The 18,978-nt window shown below is 54.7% G+C and carries 14 protein-coding genes; 2 read left to right on the top strand and 12 right to left on the bottom strand.

Going from position 1 to position 18,978, the window contains the following annotated elements; translation table 11 throughout:
- Positions 1-76: 76 nt before the first annotated feature.
- The 4 genes from NSQ73_RS22980 to NSQ73_RS22995 form a co-directional block, all read right to left on the bottom strand.
- The gene (locus tag NSQ73_RS22980; protein WP_340988314.1) at positions 77-1,297 is read right to left on the bottom strand and encodes an MFS transporter; all 1,221 of its coding nucleotides are present in this window, start codon (positions 1,295-1,297) and stop codon (positions 77-79) included.
- A 78-nt stretch (positions 1,298-1,375) separates the two neighbouring features.
- A complete protein-coding gene (locus tag NSQ73_RS22985; protein WP_340988315.1) occupies positions 1,376-1,924 on the bottom strand; it encodes a hypothetical protein in 549 nt (182 codons plus the stop codon).
- A gap of 137 nt (positions 1,925-2,061) precedes the next feature.
- Positions 2,062-2,481, bottom strand: a complete 420-nt coding sequence (locus NSQ73_RS22990; protein WP_039308413.1) for a DUF350 domain-containing protein — start codon at positions 2,479-2,481, stop codon at positions 2,062-2,064.
- 24 nt (positions 2,482-2,505) lie between these two features.
- Positions 2,506-4,872 (bottom strand): endonuclease MutS2, encoded by a 2,367-nt coding sequence (locus tag NSQ73_RS22995; protein ID WP_340988316.1) that lies wholly within the window; start codon positions 4,870-4,872, stop codon positions 2,506-2,508.
- 152 nt (positions 4,873-5,024) lie between these two features.
- On the opposite strand from NSQ73_RS22995, the gene NSQ73_RS23000 reads away from it, so the two are divergent.
- A complete protein-coding gene (locus NSQ73_RS23000) occupies positions 5,025-5,372 on the top strand; it encodes a phage holin family protein (protein WP_039308415.1) in 348 nt (115 codons plus the stop codon).
- 121 nt (positions 5,373-5,493) lie between these two features.
- Here the strand turns inward: NSQ73_RS23000 and NSQ73_RS23005 are convergent, their stop codons facing one another.
- Positions 5,494-6,549, bottom strand: coding sequence for a GGDEF domain-containing protein (locus tag NSQ73_RS23005; RefSeq protein WP_340988317.1), 1,056 nt, complete (start codon positions 6,547-6,549; stop codon positions 5,494-5,496).
- A 311-nt stretch (positions 6,550-6,860) separates the two neighbouring features.
- Here NSQ73_RS23005 and NSQ73_RS23010 point away from each other — a divergent pair, with 311 nt between their 5' ends.
- Entirely contained in the window at positions 6,861-7,253 is a 393-nt protein-coding gene (locus NSQ73_RS23010) for a cupredoxin domain-containing protein (protein WP_340988318.1), read from the top strand.
- 117 nt (positions 7,254-7,370) lie between these two features.
- On the opposite strand, the gene NSQ73_RS23015 is transcribed toward NSQ73_RS23010, so the two are convergent.
- The 7 genes from NSQ73_RS23015 to NSQ73_RS23045 form a co-directional block, all read right to left on the bottom strand.
- The gene (locus NSQ73_RS23015) at positions 7,371-8,564 is read right to left on the bottom strand and encodes a sugar ABC transporter permease (protein ID WP_340988319.1); all 1,194 of its coding nucleotides are present in this window, start codon (positions 8,562-8,564) and stop codon (positions 7,371-7,373) included.
- Positions 8,565-8,566: 2 nt separating this feature from the next.
- Positions 8,567-10,078, bottom strand: a complete 1,512-nt coding sequence (locus NSQ73_RS23020; RefSeq protein WP_340988320.1) for a xylose ABC transporter ATP-binding protein — start codon at positions 10,076-10,078, stop codon at positions 8,567-8,569.
- A gap of 88 nt (positions 10,079-10,166) precedes the next feature.
- Positions 10,167-11,222 (bottom strand): D-xylose ABC transporter substrate-binding protein, encoded by a 1,056-nt coding sequence (gene xylF / locus NSQ73_RS23025; protein ID WP_042140901.1) that lies wholly within the window; start codon positions 11,220-11,222, stop codon positions 10,167-10,169.
- Between the two features lie 238 nt (positions 11,223-11,460).
- On the bottom strand, positions 11,461-13,041 hold the full coding sequence (locus NSQ73_RS23030; RefSeq protein WP_340988321.1) for a helix-turn-helix domain-containing protein: 1,581 nt from the start codon (positions 13,039-13,041) through the stop codon (positions 11,461-11,463).
- A gap of 29 nt (positions 13,042-13,070) precedes the next feature.
- Entirely contained in the window at positions 13,071-14,504 is a 1,434-nt protein-coding gene (locus NSQ73_RS23035; RefSeq protein WP_340988322.1) for a sensor histidine kinase, read from the bottom strand.
- Entirely contained in the window at positions 14,501-15,493 is a 993-nt protein-coding gene (locus NSQ73_RS23040; protein ID WP_340989375.1) for a sugar-binding protein, read from the bottom strand. Before NSQ73_RS23040 ends, NSQ73_RS23035 begins: the two co-directional genes overlap by 4 nt.
- Before the next feature lie 1,121 nt (positions 15,494-16,614).
- Positions 16,615-18,786, bottom strand: a complete 2,172-nt coding sequence (locus tag NSQ73_RS23045) for a hypothetical protein (protein ID WP_340988323.1) — start codon at positions 18,784-18,786, stop codon at positions 16,615-16,617.
- Between the last annotated feature and the right edge of the window lie 192 nt (positions 18,787-18,978).

Raw genomic sequence — 18,978 nt, forward strand, 5'->3', positions numbered from 1 at the left:
CTCATAAATAACATTTGTACAGGTTATCCCGGCTAGATCCAAGCCGGTTCAGCACCTGCACCCGGATCTGTTCAGCTCAAGTTATCTTGGTATGCTTAAGCCCGGCTCCTTGCTTCAGCAACCGCCGCAGCACCAGCCAGCCCCACAGCGGAGCCGTTCCCAGCAGCAGCATAAGCCAAGTGACAGCCTGCGGGGACTGATTGACCGACAGCACAGCAATGAATATAAGCAGGCCTATCAGCCGCCCGGTCATCAGACTCAGCTCTCTAAGCACAACCAGCTCCACCCGTTTGCCGGCACTCTCTTCAGAGACACCCATCAGATCGAAGCTGGTAGACGTCATCGGCAGCATGTAGAGCGGGATGCACAGCGAGGTTCCAATTCCCATAATTAACAGCGTGGCGTAATTCACCTTCCACAGAAGCGGCAGAATGAAAACGGCCAGCAGCAGACTGCCTGCCAGCATCCCCCTGAAGCGGGTTCCAGGCTTGAACCATTTACCGGCCGCATAGTAGCTGATCAAAGAAACTGCCGAGGTAATCAGCGCGAACTGCCCAAGCTTACTCTCCTCACGGGCCGCAATATAGACCAGCAGTCCGATCAGGAACGAGAATACGCCCTCCCTTACTCCCTGGAACAGCAGCGCCGCCGCAGCGGGCCGCCAGGGACTCTCCTTGCGGCTAAGCTCGCGCCAGGGCTCCAGCCACAGGTAAGTTCCGCCGCGCGGCCGCTTCTCCAGCCCAAAGCTGAGTACAGCAGCCACTCCATAGATGCACAGTGACAGGATAAACACAATACGGTAGCCCTTGTCCCCATGCCACAAGGAGATCAGACTACCGGATACCCACGGACCGACAATGCCCGTCAGCGAACCCAGCAGTCCCATCCAGCCGTTGAAGAAATCGCGGTTGCCCGCCTCGGTAATCTCAAAGAAAACAATATTAAAAGCCAGCCAGTAGAACCCGATTGAAAGACCGAGAATGAGTCCCAGCGGCCAGATATAATACACCGCTTCTCCGCGCAGCCAGAGCACCAGCAAATAAAAAAAGCCCGAAACGGCAATTCCCAGCCGCAGGGCATTCATTTTGTTATGCTCCTTCACCCATTTGCCGCCCAGCCAGAAGCTTAGTCCGACTGCGAGCTGCTGGGCAACCGTAAACCAGCCGATCATGGCGAAGTTCTGCCGGCTTTTCCACAAATATACGTTCAAAAAAGTACCTGCCAGCACTGTAGCCAGCAGGTAGAGCCCGCCCACGGCGAGCAGCAGCGCCGCCTGGTTACGTAATAACCTCCTCATGCTATACCTCCCTGCTATTCTGGACATCTCATGTAAACATAACATGTCCAAATTACAGGTAAAGCATGAATCCGAAGCTTACTCCGATGCAGTGCTGAGATTGCGCACAAGCTGAATGCGGTCTTCCTGTGCCAGACTGTGCTGCACATGGAAGCAGGAAGGACATACGAACAGATTCAGCGAGAACGGCGGCTTCAGCACGGCTCCGCCGCCCAGCGCTTCCGGCGTTGCCGGGGTAAATCCGCTTACCTGCTGTGTGCCGGAGTGAAGCATCAGCTCATGGCATTGCGGACATTCCGGCGCTTCCAGCTGCGCGGCCAGCAAGCTGGCGACACTCTGCTCATAACGCGTCAGATCATAATCATCACCGAACTGGACCAGGGTATTAAATATGGGAACCACACTATCCTTGTCACCGTCGTCATCCCACAGATCCTCGTCACTGACCTCTTCCTGATCGGAAGCGTCCTCTGTGTCCAGCTCTTCATCTTCGAGATCGTCAGCGCCTATTGTAATCGTGCGGTAACCGCTAAGCTCATTATTGCAATGAGGACAAGTGTCCTCCGGGCCAAACTCCTCATCCCATACAATCTCGGTATGGCACCAAGGACATACTGTCGTTTCCATCTGTATAATCTCCTTCGTTCCTCACATTAGGTTCACTTTCAATGCAACATTAAATAAATAATCCCGGCCGCTATAAACACCAGAGCGGAAATGAACAGAACCCGAACCAGAATCTTCATAATTTCCTGCTCCCTAAATCAAAATATAGCGGCGCCGATGACATAGGACAATGAAACGGAGATCAGCAGTGCTGTCAGTCCCACGGCCCGGTTATCCGCAGCAATCTCGTCATCAATCGAAAAGACGGGGGTTAGAAATTCAAACAGGAAGTACGCCAGCAGCAGTAGGAGGAAACCCACAACCGACCATTTCATCGTCTCATAGATCGAGGCTCCCGCTTCAATGCTGAAGCGCAGAATATTGCAGATGCCGAAGATCTTGCCTCCGGTTGCCATCGCTACGGCCACATTCCCCTTGCGGATTTCTTCCCAGCAGTTGTATTTAGTCACCATTTCAAAGAAGGACAGGAATACCACCAGACCCAATATGGCCACAGTGAAGTAGCCGAGCAGCGCTCCCAGCGGATGATCCAGCAAAAGATCAATATTATCTTGCATACTTCTCCCTCTTTCTGCCGGACGCTACTGCAGTTCAGCCACGGTTACGCCCGCGCCGCCTTCGTTGTAATTCCCGAGCCGGTAGCTTTTGATATTCTTATGCTTGCGCAGATATTCCTGTATCCCCGTCCGCAATACCCCCGTGCCTTTGCCGTGGATAATCGAAATCTGCCCAAGATTGCCGAGGAACGCCTCGTCGATGAAGCGGTCGGTCTCCATGATGGCTTCTTCCAGATTGGCCCCGCGCAGATCGAGCTCGGTGCGGACATTCTCATCCCGCGTACGCTTGACTGTCGTAGCCCGGCGCAGAGCCGGCGGAGGCGCATCCGGTGCAGAGGCCAGGAACTCCAGATCAGCAAGGTTGACCTTCATCTTCATAATGCCGAACTGCACCACGGCTTCCTTGGCACCGCTAAGCTCTACAACAAGGCCCTTCTGATTCACATTAGCCACCTTGACTTCATCCCCGGGCTGAATCTTCCGCGGCGCCTTGGTGCTGCTGCGGGCAATAACCTTCTTGCGCGGTGCAGGCTCCGCTTCATCCAGTCTCCGGCGCGCTTCGATCAGCTTGTGCTCCTTGACGGACGCCCCTTCCTCCATTGCCAGGCGGCGGAGGTCACTGATGATCTCCTCGGCTTCCTTACGCGCCTTGGCGAGGATATCGCTGGCATCCTTCTCCGCCTTCTCCAGGCGTTTGTCGCGCTGGCCTTCCAGCTTCTCCAGCTCCAGCTGCTGCCGTTTGCGGAATTCTTCCGCTTCGCGGCGCAGGCCCTCGGCCCGTTCACGCTCATTCTCTGCGGTGAGGCGGTTCTCTTCCAGGGAAGCGATCATGTGCTCGACGCGCATGTCTTCTTCCTTGACTTCGCCGCGCGCATGCTCAAGAATGGCATTCGGCAGGCCGAGGCGCTCGGCAATAGCGAACGCATTGCTTCGTCCCGGCACACCGATCAGCAGCCGGTAGGTAGGACTCAGACTGGCCACATCAAACTCCATACTGGCATTGATGACGCCTTTGCGCTCATACGCATAAGCCTTCAGCTCACTGTAATGCGTAGTTGCCACCATCCGGCATTCTGTACGGTGGATATTCTCCAGAATGGCAATCGCCAGGGCCGATCCCTCCGCCGGATCCGTTCCTGCTCCAACTTCATCGAGCAGAATCAGACTCTTCGGCGTCATTCTCTTCAGAATGGAGATGATATTGGTCATATGGCTGGAGAACGTACTTAGGCTCTGCTCAATACTCTGCTCATCGCCAATGTCGGCATAGATCGCATCGAAGACGCACATCTGGCTGCCTTCCTCTGCCGGAATGAACAGTCCCGACATCGACATCAGGCTGAGCAGACCGATGGTCTTCAGGGTAACTGTCTTACCGCCGGTGTTCGGGCCGGTCACGATAATCGAGGTGTACTGGTTGCCCAGCTCCACATCCAGCGGCACAACCTGCTCTGCGGGAATGAGCGGATGGCGCCCTTTGCGCAGACGCAGGTAGCCGCGGTCATTCATACGCGGCTGGGTAGCCTTCATGTCGCGTGCCAGGCGCGCTTTGGCGAAGATGAAATCGAGTTCGCCGAGAATATCGATATCATAAGCCATCTCTTCGGCAATATCGCCGACAAGTGCCGTCAGGCGGTGCAGGATAATCTCGATCTCCCGCTCCTCGCGCAGCCGTGTCTCGCGCAGCTTGTTGTTCATCGCCACAATCGATTCCGGCTCAATGAACAGCGTCGCCCCGGAGCCGGACTGATCATGAACAATGCCGCCGAAATGGGCACGGTACTCCGCTTTGACCGGAATGACAAACCGGTCACCACGGATCGTCACAAGCTGATCCTGCAGCATCTTCGATACCGAAGACGAGCGGATCATGGAATCCAGCTTCTCGCGGATGCGGGTCTCGCCGCCGCGCAGCTCCCGGCGGATGGAGGCCAGCTCTGTACTGGCCGAATCCATGACATCCGCATTCTCGTCGATACACAGGCGGATGGCATCCTCCACATGCTTCTGCTCCGAGAGCAGATCACTCTGGGCGAAGAGGGTAGGGATCTTCTCATCCTCGTGCATCGCCCCGAGGAACCGCTTCACTCTGCGGGCTCCGCCGATCGTGTTGCCGACAGAGAGCAGTTCAGTAGTGCCCAGCATTCCCCCGATCGAAGCGCGTTTCAGGGCGGGCTTGATGTCAGTCACACCGCGGAAGGAAGGAATTCCCTTCAGCCGGTCAACATTAGCAGCCTCATCCGTAGCCTGCAGAAGCAGCTTCACTCCTTCGAAATCCCCGGAGGGCTTCAGCGATTCAGCAGTCAGCCGTCCCATCGGTGTCTGCGTATACTGCATCAATTTATTTAAAATCTTGCGATATTCAAGCGTATGCAAAATTTTGTCGTCCAATTACTGTCACAGCTCCCTTCATAGATGGTTACATTATACCTAATTTAGCCCATTTTCGCTATTTGGGTATGATTTCTGGGCATAGAAAAGCGGCTGCGGGCCACAATAACAACGCACATATCCTTACGCGAACGCCAAAGGAGGTTAGTTAGGTGAGATTCTTAGGTCATGTGGTACGTTTCGTGGTCGCGGCAATCGTTCTGATGGTGGTCGGCTGGATTGTCCCGCAATTCACGGTCGGGGGGTTCTGGAGCGCGCTTGTGCTTGCGCTGGTTATCGCTCTGCTCGGCTGGGTGGTTGAGGGCATTTTCGGCAAAAAAACAACACCCTTCGGCCGCGGTATCGTCGGCTTCCTGGTCAGCGCCCTGGTGATCTGGATTGCCCAGTTCATTGTGAGCGGAGTCAGTGTCACCATTCTCGGAGCGCTGCTCGCAGCCCTGGTCATTGGTATTATCGACCTCTTCCTGCCGGTATCCACTCCGTTTGAAGCGGCCAAGTAGAAACGGCTGAACCATCCTTAGGGGACGGGTATCCGTTTCAGCACACAACGAAACCCCCAATCCCCGGATTATACCGGATACTGGGGGTTTTTTGTAATTAAAAAATTTTTATAACTAAAAATTACGCATAGGACACAACCGGATCATCGCCATGGGTGACAGCAGCCGTGACGACAGCATTTTTACCGCCCCGCTTGGCGCTGTACAGCGCTTCGTCCGTCTTGCGGAACAGCATTTCCTTGCCGTCCCCCAGCTGATAATCGCAGAATCCGATACTGACCGTAATCGGCTTGCCTCCGGCATACGGATGCTCCATAGCGGCTATACCTACCCGCATCTCCTCGACGGCAGCATAGGCTTCCTGAAAGCTTTTATCCGTAAAAATCACCGCGAACTCTTCCCCGCCGTATCTCGCCGCGAAATCATTCAGCCCGATCAGACCATTCACCTTCGCTGCCACCTCCTTAAGCACGAGATCGCCGACCCAGTGTCCGTACGTATCATTAACACGCTTGAAGTTGTCGATATCAAACAGCGCCAGCTGCAGCCTCAGCCCGTTGCTCTCGCACTGCTCCAGCAGGGAGTCCAGATATTCATGAAAGGTTTTGTGATTGTACAGGCCGGTAAGCGCATCGATCTTCAGCAGCTTGTCGGAAATCGCCCGTTCCACCATCAGCCCCTGCTCCGACTTGGTCAATTGCTCCAGATATTCGCGGGTCTCACGGGCCCTGACAATGACAGCCTGCGCCATCACGGCGAACACAATAAACACACATTCCACCATCAGAAACTCCAGCAGCGGTTTGTCCAGCAGCGGCCGCTCCAGCCCGAAATAAATCCCGCTATAGAATAGCGTGCTGAATACCCCGAGATAGTATAGCAGCCGCTGGTCGAAATAGATCAGGGCAATCATAATCGGCATCATAAGTGTCATCTGGGCACCATCTACAAAAGGCTCCAGCACAAAATACATCAGATAAGAAACGATGAATCCGCAGATCACAACGGCCTGCTTATGATAATGCTGCATCTTACGCAGCCAAATCTCGGCGGAAGCCATAGTTATAATGATCATCAGATTACAGGCGATGAACAAGTGGCCCTTACTGGGGATGAGGATGGTCTTAGTCTCAGTGGAATGGGAGGACAGCATAAAAATAAATTGGGCTGCCAGCATACAGAGCACAATAATCCAGTATCCGGTTAATATTCTGCGGTGCCATTTCTCCGAACTTTGCGATTCGTGGGCTAAAATAATGTGGATCCCCTACTTCTAACCAAATAATATAAAAGGTAAAATTATAATAGCTTTAATTATAATAAATTTTAATTGTTTTTGCATCATATTTTTGCAATTTTCGACAAAGTTTGGAGTCAGCTTCCGGTCAAACAATTTCTCACAGATTATCCAAGACAACTATCAGGATTTGAGCTATGCTAATGTCATCTGCTATCACAATTCATCACGAACCTTTTAGGAGGATGCTTATGATCAGGAAGGCGGCTATTCTTTGTTCTATTGTATTTGCACTACTGCTTACGTCTTGCGGAACCGGCGGGGGCAGCAGCAATTCTGACAGCGCTAACAGCCCGGCTGCTGATACCAATCTTACGGCGGAAGAAGAAATCGTCATTACAGCAACCAACTACAGCTTTGACCAGAAAGAATACCACTTGAAGAAGGGCGTACCTGTCAAAATCATCTTCAAAAACGAGAGCGGCAACCACGGCATTCTTGTGCCTGAGATGAAGCTGCGGCTGGATGCCAAAGATTCCTCCAAGGTGATTCTCCCCGAGGAGGCAGGAACCTTCGAGGTCACCTGCGCGATCATGTGCGGCTCCGGCCACAGCGGAATGAGCGCCAAGATTATCGTCGAATAAGCGGCTCTATAGGCACAGCAAACAGCCGGTCAAGGTCAACATGGGACTCAGTCCCCTTGTCCTTAACCGGCTGTTTTAGCTGTTCTGCTGAAATTGTTTACCCTGCTTGAGCTGCGGTTATCTTACACCCTTGCTGCGATTGGAAATATCCAGCCAGACGGCAATGACCAGGATTGAGCCTTTGACGACATACTGCCAGAAGGATTCCAGTCCCATCAGCGACATTCCGTTATCAAGCGAGGTCATCACCAGCGCTCCGATAATGGCACCGATAACTGTGCCGGCTCCGCCCATCAGTGAAGTGCCGCCAATGACGCAAGCGGCGATAGCATCCATCTCAGCCATATTACCGGCGGTGATGGTGGCCGAGGCCAGGCGTGAGGTCAGCACGATGGCGGCGATCGAGCCCAGCAGTCCGCTCAGCACGAAGATCAGCATGGATTTGCGTTTGATGTTAATACCGGAGAGGCGTGCCGCCTCAATGTTGCCCCCTATTGCATAGATATGACGGCCGAAGGTCGTCTTGGTTGACAGGAAATAGAAGATGACCGCCAGGACAATTACGAAAATAATCGGGAACGGAATGCCCTTGTAATTGTTCATCACGGCTACAAAAGCCACCACCAGCAAGGCAAGTCCGGCCACCTTGGCGACGTCCAGGCCCAGCGGGGCGATTTCGAAGCCGTATTTCCTGCGGGAACGGCGTTTATTGAACGCACTCCAGAACAGCAGTCCTACTGCGATCACACCAAGGATGATCCCGAAGCCCGGGGCAAAATAAGCATTGCCGAGCAAGGCCAGCACCGGGTCGGATACCGGAATGGTCATCGACTCGGTCACGCCCATCAGCACCCCGCGGAACACCATCATTCCCCCGAGGGTGACAATGAAGGCGGGGATCATTTTATACGCCACCAGCCAGCCCTGAATCAGGCCCAGCACTGCACCTGCGGCCAGTGTGCCAAGGATGACTACAATAGCCGGCAGCTCCAGCCAGTTGCTGAGAATTGCTGCCATGCCGCCGGTCAGTCCAACGATGGAGCCGACAGACAGATCGATATGCCCTGCCACAATGACCAGCACCATGCCGATGGCCAGAATGGAGGTCACGGACATCTGCGTGAACAGATTGGACAGATTCCGCGAAGTCAGGAAGGTCGGATTCAGTACTCCGAACAGCACCCAGATCAGTATTAATGCACCCACCATCGTATAGGCACGCATATCCATTTTGCCGAACAAGCCGCGTAAGCGCGATCCTCCGGCTGCCGGAACCGCTTCAGGTTCCCTAAGCTCTTTTTGCAGCTGCATCTCTATCTACCTCCCGTAGCGGCCAGCATAATATTCTCCTGCGTCGCTTCCCGCCAATCATATTCCCGTACGAACTGCCCTTCACACATCACCAGAATCCGGTCGCTCATGCCCAGTACCTCCGGAAGCTCCGAGGAGATCATAATAATGGCCACTCCCTGCTCTACCAGCTGATTCATCAAATTATATATTTCGTACTTCGCCCCGACGTCGATGCCCCGGGTAGGTTCGTCCATAATCAGGATTTTGGGGCCACTCATCAGCCACTTGCCGATAACCACCTTCTGCTGGTTCCCCCCGGACAGTGTGCCTACCAGCGTCTCCAGCGAAGCTGTTTTCGTCTTCAGATCGTGCACATACCGGTCTGCCCACTTAATTTCCTCATTCTCATTGATGACCCCCAGCCTTGCGACTTTGCCCAGTGTGGCTAAAGTGGTGTTACGCTTGACATCCATCCCCATGACCAGCCCCTGGCGCTTACGGTCTTCCGTGACCAGGGCAATGCCCGCCTTGATCGCCTCGGCTATGGAACGGATCTTAATGGCCTTGCCTTCAATCAGCACCGTTCCTTCGGCCCGGCCCCCATAGGCACCGAAGAGGCTGCTTACAAGCTCCGTACGTCCGGCGCCCATCAGCCCGGCAATACCCAGTATCTCACCTTGACGAAGGCTGAATTCAATATCGCGGAGCACCTTCTGCTGGCGCTTCTCCGGGTGCCATACATTATAATCTCTGACCTCAAGCACCTTCTCCCCAGGCGAATGCTCCACGCGCGGATAACGCTCCGTGAGCTCACGTCCAACCATGAGGGATACAATCTGGTCGTCATCTGTCTCACTGCGGTCAAGTGTAGCTACCGTCCGCCCGTCCCGCAGCACGGTGATGGAATCAGCCAGTGCGAACACTTCAGGCATTTTGTGTGAAATATAGACACAGGTTACCCCTTCGCGCCGCAGCTGGTTCAGAATGCCCATCAGGATAGACACCTCGCTCTCGGTCAGAGCTGCCGTCGGTTCATCCAGAATGAGAATCTTGGTATGCTTGGAGAGTGCCTTGGCGATCTCGACCAGCTGCTGCTGGCCGATGCCGAGATTGCCGATCTTCGTGTCCGGAGACAGATTCAGCCCGACCTTCTTCAGCCATAGCGAAGCCTGATGGTACAGCTCATTCCACTGGATCGCCCCCCGCTTCACCGGCTCTGCCCCCAGAAAGATATTCTCGCCGACCGTCATTTCCTTCACGAGTGCCAGCTCCTGGTGAATAATCGCGATACCGGCCTTCTCCGCATCCGTTATTCTATGAAAAGACTTTTTCTCCCCATTGATCAGGATTTCCCCGCCGTATGTCCCTGCAGGGTATAGTCCGCTCAATACCTTCATCAGCGTGGATTTACCAGCGCCGTTCTCGCCGCATAAGGCGTGAATCTCCCCTTGCCTGACCTTGAAGTTCACATGGTCCAGCGCCTTAACACCGGGGAATGTCTTGCTGATCTCTACCATTTCAAGTACATTCATGCCTTCCGCTCCTCCTTCCGGCCCTTAAACCTGCAAGCAGATGCGGTAGCGCCACAGGCACCGCATCTGCTTGCCGTACAGGCCGCCCTTATTGTTTCGGCCACTGGTCCTTCGGAACGTTCTTATAGACATCCTCAAGCTTGTGGAAGCCGTCCTTGATCAGTACGTCCAGGTTATCCTTATTGACCGCAAGCGGATCAAGCAATACAGAAGGAACATCAATTTTACCGTTGTTAACTGATTTTTCAGTCGAAATACTTTCGCCTTTGGCAGCTGCTATTGCCATTTCTGCAGCTTTGGTTGCAATCGCGTTAATCGGCTTGTAGACCGTCATCAGCTGCGTGCCTTCAGCGATGCGCTGTACCGCAGCAAGGTCAGCATCCTGGCCGGATACCGGTATTTTACCGGCCATGCCCTGAGCCGTGAGCGCCTGGATCGAACCGCCTGCAGTCCCGTCATTGGCTGCTACCACACCTTGAACATCATTATTGTTCGCGGTCAGCGCATTCTCCATATTTTTCAGCGCTTCTTCCGGCTTCCAGTCCTTGGAGAACTGGTCGTAGACAATCTTAATGTCGCCTTTCTCTTCAAGCGGCTTCAGAATATTCATCGCCCCTTCTTTGAACATATGGGCGTTGTTATCCGTATCGGCACCGCCGATATAGACGATATTGCCTTTAGGAGCCTTATCAATGACCGCCTGCGCCTGGAACTCTCCGACACGCACGTTATCAAACGAAATATAATAGTCTACTTCGGCATTATTGATCAGGCGGTCATAGGCAATGACCTTGATGCCTTCCTTGTGAGCCTTCTCTACGATCGGAGCCGTTGCTTCCGCGTTATGGGCAATAACCACAAGCACATCCACACCCTGGGAGATCAGCTGTTCCGCCTGGCTTAACTGGGTAGCATCATCGCCGTTTGCAGCCAGCACCTTCACTTCACCGCCAAGCTCCTCCACTTTTGCCGTAAAGATATCCCGGTCCTTCTGCCAACGCTCCTCCTTCAAGGTATCCATCGACATGCCGATGACAATTTTGTCCCCGTCCTTCGCTGCGCCCGATGTCTCCTTCTTCTGATTATCACCGTTTGAGACCACCCCACAGCCCGCCATTGACGCTGCCAGCACTAACGCTGCCATCCCCAGTGAAATTGCTCTTCCGTATTTTCTCACTCTGCCCTTCGCCCCTTTTCATTAGCCGCATATTTGATTGCGCTTACAAAAAAAGTGTAGCATGGATCATCCGCCGCAGGAGCCGCTATTCCCAGCACTTTCTTGCTCTCCGCCTGCATTCCGTCCTCCTCTCCTGTAATGTAATTCTTCCCGGCCGCTTTCATAGGATTATCCGGGGCCGGAGCACAAAAAAGTCCTTGCTCTGTCAGCAAGGACCCTGCTTCTCATGCTGCTGCCGGAATTCGCTTGGCGTCATGCCGGCCGCTTTTTTGAAGACCCTGCTGAAGTAATTCGGGTCCTTGTAGCCTACCTCGTAACAAATCTCCTTGAGGTTCAGCTGATCTCCGGTGATCAGGCGCTTCGCTTCGTTGATTCTTAGCCGTGTGACGTAATCAATGAAGGTTTCGCCCGCATGCTGCCGGAACAATTTGCTGAAATAATGCGGGCTTAAGTTCACATATTCAGCCGTCTGCTCCATTGATATATCTTCTTTATATTTCTGGCTGATGTAGAGCAGCGCCCGCTGATGGACATGGGAACGGTTATGCTCCTGTTCCTGCTCCAGACTGTGGATCAGCCGCTCCAGCCAGGATTCTGCGCTCAGCCTTAGCGATATGGGATCCTCTGCTGTATGCAAGGAGGCCAGGATCTCCGCTCCGGCTGCGGAGTGAACGCCTCTGGCGAGGAACAGCAGGAGCCCGGTCACCTCTCCCCGCACTTCGGGCAGCGGCCGCCCGCCGCCTTGCTCGAAAGCAGCATACAGAATTCCGAAGCGTTCTATGGCTTCCTGCTTGCTCCGCTGCAACAGGGCATCCAGCAGCCGCTTCTCCTCATCCAGGGATACGGCCGTCTGCCCGGAGCTATGGATGATATCATCATAGTGGTGCACGCTGAAGGAATCATGGTGATCCGCACAGACACGGACCGCTTCCCGGTAGGATCGGCTAAGCCCGTCCCAGCCCTCGCGGATCGAGCCGATGCCTATGCTGACCGGCAGACCGAACCGCTGCTCTATCAGACTGCGGAGCCGCTCCCCCCAATCCATGGAGCTGACGCGCTGTGAGTAACCGGTCCGCCCCGGCGGCAAGGGAATAAACAACGCCAGCTGATGCCCGATCAGCGGTCCGGACAGGCAGCCGAGACCTGCTCTGGCAACCTGCTTGACCGCCTCATAGATCTCCCGCTTGCCCTGCTGGAATTCTTCCCAAGCTGCGCTAGAATGCCTCGGGAATGACAGCACCATCGCATAGCCTTTGGCCCACTGCAGCTCCAGCAGACCGGCCACTTGTTCCAGCTCCAGGTCCTGCACATGCTCCAGCATGAGCATCATTGTCAGCTCATTCTCGGCCAGCGGAAGCAGGTGGGCCAGCTTCTCCTGCAGCTCCAGCTGCTCATTCCTGCGCCGCTTCTCCTCCTGGATCACCTCCATCAGCTGCTTCAGTACATCCGCCACTTCGTCCCGTCTGGCCGGCTTCAGCAGATAATCCCGCACTCCCAGCAGCAGCCCCTCCTTGGCGTAGGAGAAGTAATCATGAGCGGTAATCATCACGATCTGCGCGGAAGGGAGCTTGGTGAGAATCTGCCGTACGGCCTCCAGTCCCTGAATGCCCGGCATCTTAATGTCCATGAAGATAATATCAGGCCGGTGCTCCTCCGCGAGCTGAATGGCCTTCCGTCCGTTCTCGGCATGCAGAAATTCAAATTCATCCGGGAAAATATGGCGGATCATCAGCTCCAGCCCTTCCCGTTCCAGCGCCTCATCATCGGCGATCAGCAGTCTGTACATCGTAATCCATCTCCTTTCTCAGCTGTGGCTCAGGCAGACGGGCGGAAGGGTACTTTGAACAGCACCGCCGTCCCCTGCCCTTCACTGCTGTCAATCTCGATCAGCTGCTGTCCGTCAAAGAACAGATGCAGCCGTTTGAACACATTATGTGTCCCCAGTCCGGTGGACTGGCCTTTGCCGCTGAACTGCGGAGCTTCCTCCTGAATCGATCCCATTAGCCTGGCTACGGTCTCACGGTTCATGCCCACACCGTTATCACTGATCTCAATCTCTACAAGTCCGCTCCGGTAGCGGATCGACAGTGACAGCACCGCCCCTTCCTCCATTTGCTCCAGCCCGTGGACAAAAGCATTCTCGAAGATCGGCTGAAGGGTCAGGCAGGGAATCATTCCGCCGAGCGCCTGCTCATCAATATCCATCTCAAAAGCGATCCGGTCACGGAAACGCGCCCGTTGAATGTTAATATACTCGTTCACATGCTCTACTTCCTCGCGCAGCGGTACAGCCTGGTCAAGCTTCTGCAGGTTATACCGGAGCAGGCGGGATACCGATACCGTCAGATCGCTGGTCCTTGCCGCTCCTTCCAGATACGCCAGCTTGGCGATGGAGTTCAGTGTGTTGAACAGAAAATGGGGATTGATCTGGCTCTGCAGCATTTTCAGCTCCAGCTCCTTGACCAGCCGGTCCTTCTCCACGCTCTTGATATTCTCCTTCATCAGCTCCTGGATATTATCGATCATTCCGTTAAAAGCCCGGCACAGGATGCTGATCTCATCGTTGTTAACACTCTCCGGCGCTTTCGTATCCATCCTCCCCTTGGAGATCTGCTTGGCGGTGGCCACAAGGCGGCGGATAGGTCCTGTGATGCTCCCGGACAGCCAGATCGCCATACAGATACTAAGCAGCGCAGCGGTAATTACCAGCAGGCTCCCCAGCCGGTTCAACTTGGCCGTCGTGGACATGATCTCCGCATAGATCGGCTTATACTGGTCCAGTTCCAGGTCAACCAGCTCCTGTGCCTCCTCGCGGATGAACCGCTGTGTCTGCTCCGCCTCAATATAGGCACCGGCCAGCGTGTTGGAGTCCTGCCCGTCGATCTCTGTAATCATCTGCCCGGCCTGCTCCAGAAACGTATCAATGATATGGCTGTAGTTCATCAGCGGAAGACCGCTTCCCCCGATGGTCGCCATTCCGTCCAGCTTCGCCCGCAGCTCCTGCACAGCGCTCAGATGCTTCTGCACCTCCGGGAAGCTGTCCGCGTCCACCTGCATAATGAAACGGTTCAGGGAGCGCATATTCTCTCCTACCTCATAGGATACTTCCTTGTACAGCATGATCCGGTTCATCATCAGATGGTAGCTCTCCTGCACATTCTTTCCGCTCTCAAAAAGCACAAAAGAGACCGAGCTCATCAGCAGCACAAGCAGCGGAATGCAGATGAGCAGCTTATGGCGGATACTCATAGGCTCTCTCCCTCCTGCACATTAGACTTGTCCAGCACCTTCACGCCGGTGAAGTATTTGGACTCCAGCTGCATTCCCTGAAAATGCTCATGGAGCAGCCGCACAGCCGTAGCCCCCATAAGATAAGGCTGCTGTGCCACTGTGGCCGTGATATCCCCGCGGCTGATGGCAGCAAGGGTCTCTGCCTGGTTATCGAAGCCAATAATCGTCATCGGAACACGCTTCAGGCTCTTGGAGGCCTGCAGTACTCCCAGCGCATCCGTTGAGCTGGTACCGACCATCACATCAATCTCCGGATGAAGCCGCAGCATATCGGCTGCCTGCTGGATTGCCTCCATATGCGAGATGTTGGAGCTGCGGACATCCACAATTGCAAGGCCGCTGTAATTTTTCACAATATTACTAAGGCCGTTCAGACGCTGAACCTGATTCTTGGCCAGCTCGCTGCCGATGATCACGCCGATCTTCCCTTTACCGCCGGTCGTCTGCACCACCATACGGCCCAGCGCCTCACCCGCTGCAACATTGTCGGTCCCTACATAAGCCAGCCGCCTGCTCGCCGGAGCGTCGGTATCAATGGTGATCACCGGAATCCCCCGGTTCACGGCTTTATCAATTACGGGGGTGAACTTCTCGTCGTTCAGCCCCTGCACGATGATCGCATCCGCCTGTGCGGCAATCGCTTTTTCCAGCAGGCTGATCTGCTCCTCCATGTTATTGCGCACCGGGCCGGTGAACTCGATATCAATTCCGTATTTCGCAGCAGCCTCTTTGGCACCCTTCTCGACCATTTCCCAGTACGGATGGTACCGCTCCTGCTCGATCAGCACAATATGATAGCCGGAATTATCTCCGCCGGGATGCCCGCTTAATTCATTGACAATATTGCCCATCAGGCCTGAATGATTGGCAAAGTCTATAAACAGATATGCCAGCAGCAGAAAAAGCACAATAACCCCCGCGCCGCTGACCCATTTTTTATCCATCATGCTCACCTCAATCAACATCCTACCCCGAGTTGTAAACGGTTGCAATATTTAATTTATGAATAACTTATTATGTGAAACCTAGAAATTCAGAATCATTAATTGTGGGAGTTGCCTATTCGCAGCCAAATCCGCCCGATGACGGAATACGCGGCACACCAGTGCTTGCCTTATCTCCATTTGCCCATTACGAGAGTCAAAAGGGCTTTATGATTTCCTCAGTCCCCTCCACCGTCCACCTCCGGCGGATTCAGGGGCACTAATGCCCCTCATTCACGCCTGCTGCCCACTTTCGGCAGATTCAGGGGCACTGATGCCCCTCATTCACGCCTGCTGCCCACTTTCGGCAGATTCAGGGGCACTTCTGCTCCTCATTTACTCCTACTACCCACTTTCGGCGCATTCAGGGGCACTAGTGCTCCTCATTTACTCCTACTACCCACTTTCGGCGCATTCAGGGGCACTAGTGCTCCTCATTTACTCCTACTGCCCACTTTGGGCGGGTTCAGGGGCACTAGTGCCCCTCATTTACTCCTACTGCCCACTTTGGGCGGGTTCAGAGGGATTTTTCCCTTTAATTTCCCCATGCCGCTCACTTTCGGCGGATTCAAAGGGATTTATCCCTTTAATTTCACCATGTCGCCCACTTTTGGCGGAGTTAGAGGGATTTTTCCCTTTAATTTCCTCATGTCGCCCACTTTCGGCGGATTCAGAGGGATTTATCCCTTTAATTGTACTCGGTTTTTCGCATACATTCGGCTCGTCTACTCGCTCGGAGGCCCATTGTACTCGGTTTTTCGTATACATTCGGCTTATCTACTCTCTCAGACGCACATTGTATTCGATTTTTCGCATACATTCGGCTCATCTACTCGCTCGGAGGAGCATTGTATTCGGTTTTTCGCATACATTCCCGCTCAGCCTGCCACCTACTATTTGCGGATTCAGGTGCACTTTGGCTCTTCATTCCCGCCCTTTGGTCCGCTTCTGAAGAAATCAAGGTTGCTTTGATGCTCCTTACCATTCACTTCAGGTGGACTCAGTGGGACTCCCCCTAAACAGCAAAAGAGCCGTTCCAAGCAGTCTCCTGCTTAAAACAGCTCTTTCGTTAATGCATCCGCCATTCAACTGTCCTGTTCGATCAGTTGAATCCATTCATTATATTCACTCTGCAGCTTGGCATATTCCGCCTGCAGGCTGCGGTGCTCCTGGGAGAGCTTGTCCAGCTCACCCTGCTGCAGCTCGAACTGGGCCTGAACCAGACGCAGTTGGCCCTGGACGAGCTCGTAGCTCTCGCCGATCTCCCCAAGCTGCTGCGCAGTCTCGCTGCGCGAGCGGCTCACGGATTCCGCCTGGGCTTCAGCGTCCCCGGCTTCCTGCTGCCAGATCTCAATCTCCTCACGCAGCTTCGCCTCCTGCTCGCTCCACTGCTGCTCGCGCTGCTGCAGCTCTTCGTACTTCTGCTTCCATGAAGCTTCGTACTCCCTGGTCTCGCGGAGCGCCTCCTGCTGCTCCGCCGCCGCTGCGGCAGCTTCGCGGCCCGCCTCGTACAGCTCTTCCAGACGCCGCGCAGCTTCCTCGCCTTCAGCTTCCAGGAGCTCATAACGTTCCTTCAGCTGTTCGCCATCCTGCAAAATTTCATCATACTGGGCGATCAGCTCTTCGTAGCGGCCGCGCAGCGCCGCCAGTTCCTTACGGGCTGCCTCTGCCGCTTCCTGATGAAGGGCAGCTTCCTGCTCTGCCTCAGCACGAAGCTGGGCTTCCAGGTCAAGCTGCTGCACCATTCCATCCGCCTGTCCGCGGAGGGTCTCGACTTCACGCTGCAGCGCTGCCGATTTCTCCCCGGCTTCCAGAAGGTTCATCTCCAGCTCGCCGATATCCTCCATATGCTTGTTCGCCAGCTCCTGCCAGGAGCTTGCTTCAAGCGCGGTACGGTCAAATTCCGCCTGTGTCCGGCTCAGATTATCCGTCGTCTCCCGCAGAGATTTGCGGAGAGACGACGCTTCTTCCTGCGTCAGCTCATAACGCTGGCGCAGCCCCTCCAGCTCATCATTCAGCAGACCGCTGAGCTCATTGGCAGTCTGCAGTTCTTCCAGTGCTGCACTTAGCTTGTCCGCTGTTTCCTGCAGCGCACTGTTAAGTCCCGCTGCTTCATCCTGCGCCTGCACGTAACGCTGGCGCACTTCCTCCAGCTCTGCGCTATGCTGCTGCCCTTGCTCTGCCGCAAGGCGCAGCTCTTCGCCAAGCTGCTCCTCCCGCTTCAGCACAGCTTCGTACTGCGCGAGCAGCGTCAGGCGCGCATCGCGCTCGCCCTTGAGCCCGGCTTCCGCCGCGCGCAGCCGGGACTGTAGCTGCCCGGTTCCGCCGCGCAACTCACCAAGCTGCTTCTCCAGCTCCTGAAGCTGCTGCTTGTGCCTGTGCTCCTGCGTCCCCTGGGATTGCCGTAGCTCCTTATTCTTGGCCAGCTCCTTCTCAAACGCTTCCCGCTCTCCGCTGAGCTCACTGGTGAGCGCTGCCTTGGTATCGGCGAGCTCCTTGCTCAAGGTAGTACGGATCTCAACAATCTCACTGCCCATAGACTCCCGGGTCTGAATCAGCTCCTGCTCCAGACCTGCCAACGTCTCCGCTTTCTCACGGGTTAGTGTCTCCTGGAGCTGCTCCAGCTCCTGCAGATGAGCAGCCTTCAGCTCTTCAAGCTGCTGCAGCCGTAACGCTTCAGCCGCTTCCAGCTCCTGTCTTGCAGCTTCGCGGCTTGCAGCCTGCTCTGCTTCATAAGTCTCCCGCAGCGCTTTCAGCTCTGCTTCGCGCGCCTGCAGTTCATCTGTCAGCTGCCCGCGGCTGGAAGCAGCAGCCTGCTTCTCTTCCTCCAGCAGCTGTACGTGCATCTGGCGCTCCTGCTCCTGCAGCTCCAGATGCCTTGCGCGTTCTTCTTCCACGGCGGCAATCAGCCGCGCCGCTTCTTCCTTGGCAGCCGCTTCAAGCTTCTCGTATTCTTCCTGCCGTTCGCGCTGCGCCTCTTGAAGGCGTGATACCTCCACGCGCAACTCGGTACGTTCACCGGTCAGCATATTCAATTCATTCTTGAAATCCTGAACCTGGATAGCCTGCTCTGCCATATGTACAGCTGCAAGCACCGCGATCCGCGGGGTATCCAGTCTGGAATGTGATTTGGATATTGCACGCATATGCTCATCGACATAACGGGCAACCTGCTTCATATATTCAGTGCTGCTTCCGACAAGTTTATAGGAAGTTCCGTATATCTCCACGGCGACACGAGTCCGGTCCATAGCCACAGTTGTGCCCTCCTTTGTATGTGTGCGGATTCTAAGCTGATTTCCTTACTGCTATTGTAGCGTTATTCCTTAACCTTTGGCAAAAAAAACGTGTTCATTTCATAGATTTAAACCGGACTCCGTACTTCACAAGGGTACAGCAAAGCCGCAGCGAATCGGTTTCTAAATGGATTCGCTGCGGCTTTGCACAAT

This window comes from Paenibacillus sp. FSL R10-2736 (genome assembly GCF_038000245.1).
Taxonomy (GTDB): Bacteria; Bacillota; Bacilli; order Paenibacillales; family Paenibacillaceae; genus Paenibacillus_AQ; species Paenibacillus_AQ phytohabitans.

What these genes read in the sequence shown, in the direction of transcription:
- NSQ73_RS23005 (WP_340988317.1), bottom strand. Translation starts at nt 6,549, where the DNA reads ATGCTGGCAGCCCAATTTATTTTTATGCTGTCCTCCCATTCCACTGAG.
- xylF (WP_042140901.1), bottom strand. Translation starts at nt 11,222, where the DNA reads ATGGCAGCGTTAGTGCTGGCAGCGTCAATGGCGGGCTGTGGGGTGGTC.
- NSQ73_RS22985 (WP_340988315.1), bottom strand. Translation starts at nt 1,924, where the DNA reads ATGGAAACGACAGTATGTCCTTGGTGCCATACCGAGATTGTATGGGAT.
- NSQ73_RS23020 (WP_340988320.1), bottom strand. Translation starts at nt 10,078, where the DNA reads ATGAATGTACTTGAAATGGTAGAGATCAGCAAGACATTCCCCGGTGTT.
- NSQ73_RS23035 (WP_340988322.1), bottom strand. Translation starts at nt 14,504, where the DNA reads ATGAGTATCCGCCATAAGCTGCTCATCTGCATTCCGCTGCTTGTGCTG.
- NSQ73_RS23010 (WP_340988318.1), top strand. Translation starts at nt 6,861, where the DNA reads ATGATCAGGAAGGCGGCTATTCTTTGTTCTATTGTATTTGCACTACTG.
- NSQ73_RS23030 (WP_340988321.1), bottom strand. Translation starts at nt 13,041, where the DNA reads ATGTACAGACTGCTGATCGCCGATGATGAGGCGCTGGAACGGGAAGGG.
- NSQ73_RS22990 (WP_039308413.1), bottom strand. Translation starts at nt 2,481, where the DNA reads ATGCAAGATAATATTGATCTTTTGCTGGATCATCCGCTGGGAGCGCTG.
- NSQ73_RS23015 (WP_340988319.1), bottom strand. Translation starts at nt 8,564, where the DNA reads ATGCAGCTGCAAAAAGAGCTTAGGGAACCTGAAGCGGTTCCGGCAGCC.
- NSQ73_RS22980 (WP_340988314.1), bottom strand. Translation starts at nt 1,297, where the DNA reads ATGAGGAGGTTATTACGTAACCAGGCGGCGCTGCTGCTCGCCGTGGGC.
- NSQ73_RS23040 (WP_340989375.1), bottom strand. Translation starts at nt 15,493, where the DNA reads ATGATGGATAAAAAATGGGTCAGCGGCGCGGGGGTTATTGTGCTTTTT.